Consider the following 7,014-nt stretch of genomic DNA (forward strand, 5'->3'; position numbering starts at 1 on the left):
CGAACAACCCGTCGGCACGGCCCGCGGATCCGCCCCCACCCTGCCTGCCCCCTTCGAACCGCCGTACGAGGAAACGGAAAACCCACCCCGGCTCGGCCCGGGGCGGCGGCACACAAGCACTATCAGCGGGTACGGGAACTCGCCGGCGCGGACGGGGGCGGGGCCGCGCACGGCCCGGTGCCACGCGGGGACGCGGCGGCGCTCCGCGCCACCGATCCCAGGACAGGATTCCCTCCCCGGCTGAAGCCGGGGACACCCTCCGATCGCCCTGTGACCGGCACGACCACCCGAGCGCTCACCCGACTCGCGGGCGAACCGGCACGGGGGCGGAGCAGGCCTGCGGGGCGCAGGATTGGCACTCAGGCCCTCAGGCCCTCAGGCCCTTCGGTTCGTCGGCCGGGCTTCGCCCCACTCCGGCACGCGCAGCGGCGCGAGGAACTTCTCGTTGAGGACCAGCAGCCACGCCAGCGCGATGATGCCGACGACGGGGAGCCCGAGCAGCAGCACGAGGAACCAGACCGGGTGCGCGCGGCTGAAAGCGTCGGCGTTGATCCCGAAGAGCGTCACCGGACCGGCGACGACGAGGGGCACCACCACCCAGCAGAACAGGTAGGTGCGGATCACCTCGCTCGCGCGCAGCTCGGCCTCGCCGAGGAACACGTACTCGGTGGTGTCCGTCGAGGCGCCGGCCCGCCCGGAGACGCTGACCGTCTCGCCTTCCTTGACGTAGTAGCGGCCCAGCGGCCGGATCGGCAGCATCAGCATGGTGAACCAGCGGGTGGCGAAGCAGGCCCCCGCGGCGTCCACGCGCGTCTTGCCCAGCATCGTGCGCCCGAACCCGTTGAACGTACCCAGCCGCGGCGCCGCGCTCAGCGGCATGACCCTGTCCGACATCTGCCCCCCATTCCCGCGGAAACGGTGATCCGCCCAGCATGCCGGCAGCGTGCGACATCCTCCCGCCCCGGTCGCAACACCTTTATCACATCCGCGCAGTGACGGATGATCACCCGTCGACGACCACACCGCCCAGCAGCGGGAAGCCGCAGGGGACGACTTCCCGTGCCGGGTGTTCGAGGGGGCCCGGACCTCGCCCGTCCCGTCGGACGTGAAGGAGAGTTCCGAGCCGATCACGTACGGGCGTCCGTCCTGCCTGCCCTCGGCCGTTGACGGGCCGTCCGATGCCGGAAGCCGGGGCCGCCTCAGACCGGAACCACACGCCCGGCGACCCCAACCCGGGGCCAAACCGGACCGGAAGAACGGGACCAGGTCAGAGGATCTGGCTGCAGTTCCGTGAAGGATCTCGGAGCGGCTTGGCCCCGCAATGGGGGCCCCGGCCTCCGTGCCTTTGCGCGACTACTGTGCTGCTGGGCAGATCGTCCCGACCGGCGAGGGGGGAGTCGTGCTGACCAATACGCATCCGCCGTAGGTACCTCTGGAGAGTCCAGAGGGCCCTACGGAGGCTCTCGATGTCCCGAACCGTCCGCACGACTCCCAGGCAACTCCGCGTCCGAGAAGGCGCATCGGAGTTCATGTCCCTGTATGACCTGCGCTACACGCACGCTGAACTGGCCCGGGCCGCCCGCGAAGGCCGTCGCCCTGTCCCGAAGAAGACGTGGCGTCGGATCACCTCCTGGCAGTGGATGGTGCTCTACTGCAGGAAGGGCTCGTTCGCCGCCGAGATCGCTACGGCTGAAGGCCGGGCCCGGCTCCAGGGCCGGCTCGACGCCCAGCGGATCCGCGGGCTGCACCACGCCGGCCACGATCTTGACGACGCAGATGTCCCTCCGGTCCACCACCGTCATGGTGCGCTCTGGAATGCTTGGTGAACACGAAGCCCCCAGGACTGGCGCGCATGTGCGAAGTGGTGGTGGGACGGCAGCCGTCCCGCGGGACCGGGCTCCCGGCGGGAAACGCTCACCGCGCTGCGGCGTCCGAGCGCGGACGACCGGGTGGTGGCGGTGGGGAAAGGAGCCGGCCCCATACACACCCCCCGGGGCCCCGGGGGTAAAACGCACCCGGCCGGGGGGCGCCCGGGCCCGGCCTCCGGGGGGGGGGCGGGGGATGTCGCCGGGCCCCACTCCCCCCCCCGGGACGGGGCCGGTGCAGGCGATGGCCAACTCGTCGGTGCGCACGGCCAGGGTGCGCCAATGCTTCAGGCGGCTGATGCACCGCTCGACGGTGTTCCGTTCCGTAGCGGCCTCGGTGTCCAAGCCGGCCCGCGCCGCCGAGGCCCTCGCCGGCCGCTCCCTGCCCGCCCTCCTGCACGGACAGAGGGCAGCATGAGAGCCCTCGACGGATAGCTCTCACTGAGAGCTAAAATGAGGGTATGACCGCGACAGAGCCCCAGGCGCTCGACGTCGCGCCGGCGGACGAGTTCTCCACCCTCCTCGTCGGCATCCAGCGCCTGGTCCGCCGCCGCCTGCGGCAGACGATGGACGAACCCCGGCTGCGCGGCGCCCAGGTCGAACTGCTGCACCTGGTGATGGACACCCCCGGACTGCGCGTCTCGGAAGCCGCCGAGGAGCTGTGCCTGGCCGGCAACTCCGTGTCCACCCTGGTCAACCAGCTCGTCGCCCTCCACCTGCTGCGCCGCGAGACCGACCCCGCCGACCGCCGGGCCGCCCTCCTGCACGCCACCCCCGAGGCCGTGGAGCGGATCGAGGCCTGGCGCTGGCGCCGCCGCGCGCTGATGGAGGACATCGTCGCCGCGCTGCCCACCGACCAGCGCGAGGCCCTGGCCGCAGCCCTGCCCGCCCTGCGGCAGGTCGCCGAAGGCCTGCGCACCCTGCCCGCAGGACCCGCAGGACCCGGGGAGGAGGAGGCATGAACGCCGAGGACACGGACGCGGTGGTGTGCCAGGGCCTGGAGTACGTCTTCCGCCACGGCCGCGGCAGAACGACCAGGGCCGTCGACGGCATCGACCTGACCGTGCGCACCGGCGAGGTGTTCGGCCTGCTGGGCCCCAACGGTGCCGGCAAGACCACCGCCATCCGCGCGATCACCATCCTGCTGCCCGTCGGCGCCGGCATGGTGCGCGTCTTCGGCCACGACGCCGCCCGCCACCCCATGCAGGTGCGCCGCCTGCTCGGCTACGTCCCCCAGCAGCTGTCCGCCGACGCCGCCCTGACCGGACGCGAGAACGTCGCCCTGTTCGCCCGCGTCTTCGACGTCCCGCGCCGCGAACGCGCCGAACGCGTCACCCAGGCCCTCGCCGCCGTCGACCTCACCGAGGCCGCCGAGCGGATGGCCGCCACCTACTCCGGCGGCATGGTGCGCCGCCTCGAACTCGCCCAGGCCCTGGTCAGCGCCCCGCGCCTGCTCGTCCTCGACGAACCCACCATCGGCCTGGACCCGATCGCGCGCACCGGCGTGTGGGAACGCGTGGACGCCGTACGGGCCGCCACCGGCATGACCGTCCTGGTCACCACCCACTACATGGACGAGGCCGACCGCCACTGCGACCGCATCGCCCTCATGGACCGCGGCCGCATCCGCGCGCTCGGCACCCCCGCCGAACTCAAGGACCGGGTCCGCCACGCCGAGCCGGCCCAGGGCGACCCCAGCCTCGACGACGTCTTCCGCCACTTCGCCGGCCGTCAGCTGACCGACGCCACCGAAGGAGACTTCAGCGATGTCCGCCGAACCCGCCGCACCGCAGGCCGCGTCGGCTGAGCCCCCAGGGCCCGGCCCCACCGGCGCCGGCCCCGACTTCTCCCTGCTGCTGGTGCCCCCGCGCGTCCGCACCGGCTGGCGCCTGGTGCCCGCCCGCATCGGCGCGATGTGCACCGTCGAACTCCAGAAGCTGCGCCACGACCGCACCGAGCTGTACACCCGGGCCGTCCAGCCGGCGCTGTGGCTGCTGATCTTCGGCGAGACGTTCACCCGCCTCAAGGCCATCCCCACCGGTGGCATCCCGTACCTGGACTTCCTCGCGCCGGGCATCATCGCCCAGTCCGCGATGTTCATCGCGATCTTCTACGGCATCATGATCATCTGGGAGCGGGACTCCGGGGTCCTCACCAAACTGCTGGTCACCCCGACCCCGCGCGCCGCCCTGGTCACCGGAAAGGCCTTCGCCGCCGGGGTGAAGGCCGTCCTGCAGGCCGCGGTGGTGGTGCTCATCGCCGCCGTGCTCGGCGTCGCCATGACGTGGAACCCGCTGCGGCTGCTGGGCGTCGTGGCCGTCGTGCTGCTCGGCTCGGCGTTCTTCTCCTGCCTGTCGATGGCCATCGCCGGCATCGTGCTCACCCGCGACCGCCTCATGGGCATCGGCCAGGCCGTCACCATGCCGCTGTTCTTCGCCTCCAACGCCCTCTACCCGCTCGACCTGATGCCCGGCTGGCTCCAGGCCGTCAGCAAGGCCAACCCGCTCAGCTACCAGGTCGACGCGCTGCGCGGCCTGCTCATCGGCACCCCCTCCCACCTGCCCCTGGACTTCGCCGTCCTCGCCTTCGCCACCCTCCTCGGCATCGCCGCCTCCTCCGCCCTGCTGGGGCGCCTGGCGCGCTGAGCGGGGCGCGGTGGAGCGCCGACGCCGGCTCCGGCGCCGGGAAACCCGGTGACATGCGCGGGCCGCCCGAGGAGACTGCCGACAGGCACACGGACGAACCGAAGACCGAAAGGCGCCATCGTGGCACTGGCCAAGAAGGGTTCCCGCCGCATCGTCGTCGACGGCGTGGCGTACCGCTGGCGCGTGAGCAGGCAGCACTGGTGCTGCGACTACGAGGGCAGCACCCTGGGCTACGCGGTGGAGGACGCGACCGCCCCCGGAACGACACTCGTCGTGGACACCGGCCGGCCCACCCTCCGCACCCCGGACGCGGTGCCGGCGCACGTGGTCATGCCGCGGGAGGTCGCCGCGGGCATCCGCTGCGCGCGCTCCAAGGGCTGGACGCCCGGCGCAGGCGGGTCGCCCTTCAAGCTGCACCTGTCCGCCGCCCGGGCGGTCACCTGACGGGGGAACCCGCCCGCTGCGCGGCGCCGGCCACAGCCCCGCCCGGAGCCCGGGGGGCGTGCCGTGGGGTGCCGGCTTTTCACCGGGCAGGCCTTCGAACGCCCGGAACTCAAGGCCGTCACCGCGCAGTACGCACGTGGCGCTCCCCGCGGTTCGCGTCTCCGGGAGGGTGCGGGCGAGTCAGGAGAGCCAGTCCGCGTAGCGGGTGGGGGCGAGGTGGGCGTCGGTGTCGGTGAGGACGTCCCCCTTGACGGCGGCGAACATGCCGGCGGTGGGGTCGGTGACGACGGCACGGTTGTCGCCCTTGCGGGACAGGGTGATCCGGCCCAGCTCGTCCAGGGGGAAGATCTCGGGGCCGGCGATGTTGCGAATGCCGCCCAGTGGGGCGCCCGCCGCGACTTGCGCCACCGCGTCGGCCACGTCCTTGGAGGCGATCGGCTGGATCGGCGTGGCGGGCAACCGGACGGTTTCGCTGTCGGCGGTCCAGGACAGGACGGCGTCCATGAAGTCCATGAACTGCGTCGCCCGGACGATCGAGTAGGGGATCGGCCCGGCCGCGAGGATGTCCTCCTGGAGCACCTTGGCGCGGTAGTAGTCCAGCTCCGGCACCTGGTCCGCGCCGACGATCGAGAGGATGACGAAGTGGCCGACGCCACTCTTGCGGGCCGCGGCCAGAAGGTTGTCCATCGAGGTCTGGAAGAAGGCGAGGGAGGCTTCGTCGAAGGTCGGGGAGTTCGTCAGGTTGACGACGACGTCGGCCCCCGCCACCGCTTGGTCCAGTCCCCGGCCGCTGATGACGTCGACTCCGGTGGACTGCGAGTGCGGCACCGCCTCGTGCCCGGCGGCGTTCAGATTCCTGACGACCTGTGACCCGATCAGCCCGGTGCCGCCGATGACTGCGAACTTCATGACATGCCTTTCGTCGGGATCATGTCCGAAATATGGCATATGAACCCCTGTGGGGCGTGGCATGGCACCCGACCCGAGCGGGCCGACCGCCGTGGCCGCAGGAGCCACCCGCAGCGGCGGCGGGGTGAAATTCCTTTGCCGGTCCGTGCCGTGCGGCCCGACACTGGGCGCATGCTCGGATTCGTCAGAACCGACGACAACGCCCTCGTCTCGTGTCTCGGAGACCCTCAGCGCACGGTGGCCGCCTACCGGGAACTGCTGCGGCGCGGGCAGTGCGCGGCCGGGGCCATCCGTGAAGGCCTGGCCCATGAGAGCCCGGCCGTCCGGGAAGGCTGCTGCCGGCTGCTGGACCACCTGGTCGACACCGAGTCCATGGACGGGCTCATCGCCATGGCCGACGACCCGGACGCCCGGGTGAGGACCGCCGCCTTCCACGCCCTGGCCTGCGACCGGTGCAAGGGCGACACGTGCGCACCGGGCGCGGACCGGGTCCTCGAACCCGCCCTGCGCCACCTGGCCCGCGACCCCGACCCAGGTGTCCGGGCCAGGGCCGCCGAGCTCGTCGGCCGGTTCGCTCACGCCGAGGCCCGGGCCGTGGCCGCCCTGAGGGCCTCCCACGCCCAGGACCCGAGCCCGGCGGTCCGCAAGAAGGCAGGCTGGTACATCCCCGGCGGGGCCATCTACGAACGGACCGCCGCCCGCAGGGCCGGGTGAACGGGCCCGGCGCCGGCGCGAGCCGGGCCGTCCTGCCGTTGTGCCGCCCGTCCGGTCAGGGGCACCACTGCTCGCGGTACTCGGGGCGGCCGGCGTAGGACTGCGCCAGGACGAGCAGCGCGTACCCGAGGCCGGCCGAGCGAGGGTCCGACGGGTCCGCCGCGGCGTGCTCCCGGGCCGGCTGGTCGACCAGGTCGAGCATGGGCGGGTGGCGGTCGAGGAGCGCCTCGGGGCCGAAGACCTGCGCCACGTAGGCATAGGCGTGGTTGTCCTGCGCGTTGCGTGCGCGCAGGAACCCCAGGAGATCGCCCATAGGCCCACCTCGCGTGCCGGGCCGGCCGGGCTGCGACCGGCCGGTGCGGGCCGTGGACGGGCTGCCGTGGCGGGCACGGCCGCGGGGGAAGGGGGCGCGCGCGGAGCCGGGCGCCGGCCGGCTC

Annotated in this window: 9 protein-coding genes; 6 read left to right on the forward strand and 3 right to left on the reverse strand. The window is 72.9% G+C overall.

Annotation, left to right across the window (positions count from 1 at the left end; translation table 11 throughout):
• Positions 1-375 precede the first annotated feature (375 nt).
• Positions 376-879: a hypothetical protein gene (locus ACFU7Y_RS36690; protein ID WP_380770951.1), complete on the reverse strand. Its 504-nt coding sequence runs from the start codon at positions 877-879 to the stop codon at positions 376-378.
• A 650-nt stretch (positions 880-1,529) separates the two neighbouring features.
• Between ACFU7Y_RS36690 and ACFU7Y_RS36695 the strand changes: the two genes are divergently transcribed.
• From ACFU7Y_RS36695 to ACFU7Y_RS36715, 5 genes are all read left to right on the forward strand, one after another.
• A complete protein-coding gene (locus ACFU7Y_RS36695) occupies positions 1,530-1,826 on the forward strand; it encodes a hypothetical protein (protein ID WP_380770952.1) in 297 nt (98 codons plus the stop codon).
• A gap of 500 nt (positions 1,827-2,326) precedes the next feature.
• Positions 2,327-2,827 carry a MarR family winged helix-turn-helix transcriptional regulator gene (locus tag ACFU7Y_RS36700; protein ID WP_380770954.1) on the forward strand — a complete coding sequence of 167 codons (501 nt, stop codon included), beginning with the start codon at positions 2,327-2,329 and terminating at the stop codon, positions 2,825-2,827.
• Positions 2,824-3,672, forward strand: coding sequence for an ATP-binding cassette domain-containing protein (locus ACFU7Y_RS36705; RefSeq protein ID WP_380770956.1), 849 nt, complete (start codon positions 2,824-2,826; stop codon positions 3,670-3,672). The genes ACFU7Y_RS36700 and ACFU7Y_RS36705 overlap by 4 nt, the downstream gene beginning before the upstream one ends.
• Complete coding sequence (locus ACFU7Y_RS36710; RefSeq protein ID WP_380770957.1) at positions 3,632-4,510, forward strand: ABC transporter permease; 879 nt, start codon at positions 3,632-3,634, stop codon at positions 4,508-4,510. The genes ACFU7Y_RS36705 and ACFU7Y_RS36710 overlap by 41 nt, the downstream gene beginning before the upstream one ends.
• Before the next feature lie 120 nt (positions 4,511-4,630).
• Positions 4,631-4,954, forward strand: a complete 324-nt coding sequence (locus ACFU7Y_RS36715; protein WP_380770958.1) for a hypothetical protein — start codon at positions 4,631-4,633, stop codon at positions 4,952-4,954.
• 180 nt (positions 4,955-5,134) lie between these two features.
• On the opposite strand, the gene ACFU7Y_RS36720 is transcribed toward ACFU7Y_RS36715, so the two are convergent.
• Complete coding sequence (locus ACFU7Y_RS36720) at positions 5,135-5,863, reverse strand: SDR family oxidoreductase (RefSeq protein ID WP_380770959.1); 729 nt, start codon at positions 5,861-5,863, stop codon at positions 5,135-5,137.
• Between the two features lie 171 nt (positions 5,864-6,034).
• Here ACFU7Y_RS36720 and ACFU7Y_RS36725 point away from each other — a divergent pair, with 171 nt between their 5' ends.
• A complete protein-coding gene (locus tag ACFU7Y_RS36725) occupies positions 6,035-6,577 on the forward strand; it encodes a HEAT repeat domain-containing protein (protein ID WP_380770960.1) in 543 nt (180 codons plus the stop codon).
• 55 nt (positions 6,578-6,632) lie between these two features.
• Here the strand turns inward: ACFU7Y_RS36725 and ACFU7Y_RS36730 are convergent, their stop codons facing one another.
• Positions 6,633-6,890 carry a hypothetical protein gene (locus ACFU7Y_RS36730; RefSeq protein ID WP_380770961.1) on the reverse strand — a complete coding sequence of 86 codons (258 nt, stop codon included), beginning with the start codon at positions 6,888-6,890 and terminating at the stop codon, positions 6,633-6,635.
• Positions 6,891-7,014 lie beyond the last annotated feature (124 nt).

This window comes from Kitasatospora sp. NPDC057542, from assembly GCF_042801945.1.
GTDB lineage: Bacteria > Actinomycetota > Actinomycetes > Streptomycetales > Streptomycetaceae > Kitasatospora.

Coding starts and splice junctions, on each gene's coding strand:
- ACFU7Y_RS36690 (WP_380770951.1), bottom strand. CDS start 879: ATGCCGCTGAGCGCGGCGCCGCGGCTGGGTACGTTCAACGGGTTCGGG.
- ACFU7Y_RS36695 (WP_380770952.1), top strand. CDS start 1,530: ATGTCCCTGTATGACCTGCGCTACACGCACGCTGAACTGGCCCGGGCC.
- ACFU7Y_RS36700 (WP_380770954.1), top strand. CDS start 2,327: ATGACCGCGACAGAGCCCCAGGCGCTCGACGTCGCGCCGGCGGACGAG.
- ACFU7Y_RS36705 (WP_380770956.1), top strand. CDS start 2,824: ATGAACGCCGAGGACACGGACGCGGTGGTGTGCCAGGGCCTGGAGTAC.
- ACFU7Y_RS36710 (WP_380770957.1), top strand. CDS start 3,632: ATGTCCGCCGAACCCGCCGCACCGCAGGCCGCGTCGGCTGAGCCCCCA.
- ACFU7Y_RS36720 (WP_380770959.1), bottom strand. CDS start 5,863: ATGAAGTTCGCAGTCATCGGCGGCACCGGGCTGATCGGGTCACAGGTC.
- ACFU7Y_RS36725 (WP_380770960.1), top strand. CDS start 6,035: ATGCTCGGATTCGTCAGAACCGACGACAACGCCCTCGTCTCGTGTCTC.
- ACFU7Y_RS36730 (WP_380770961.1), bottom strand. CDS start 6,890: ATGGGCGATCTCCTGGGGTTCCTGCGCGCACGCAACGCGCAGGACAAC.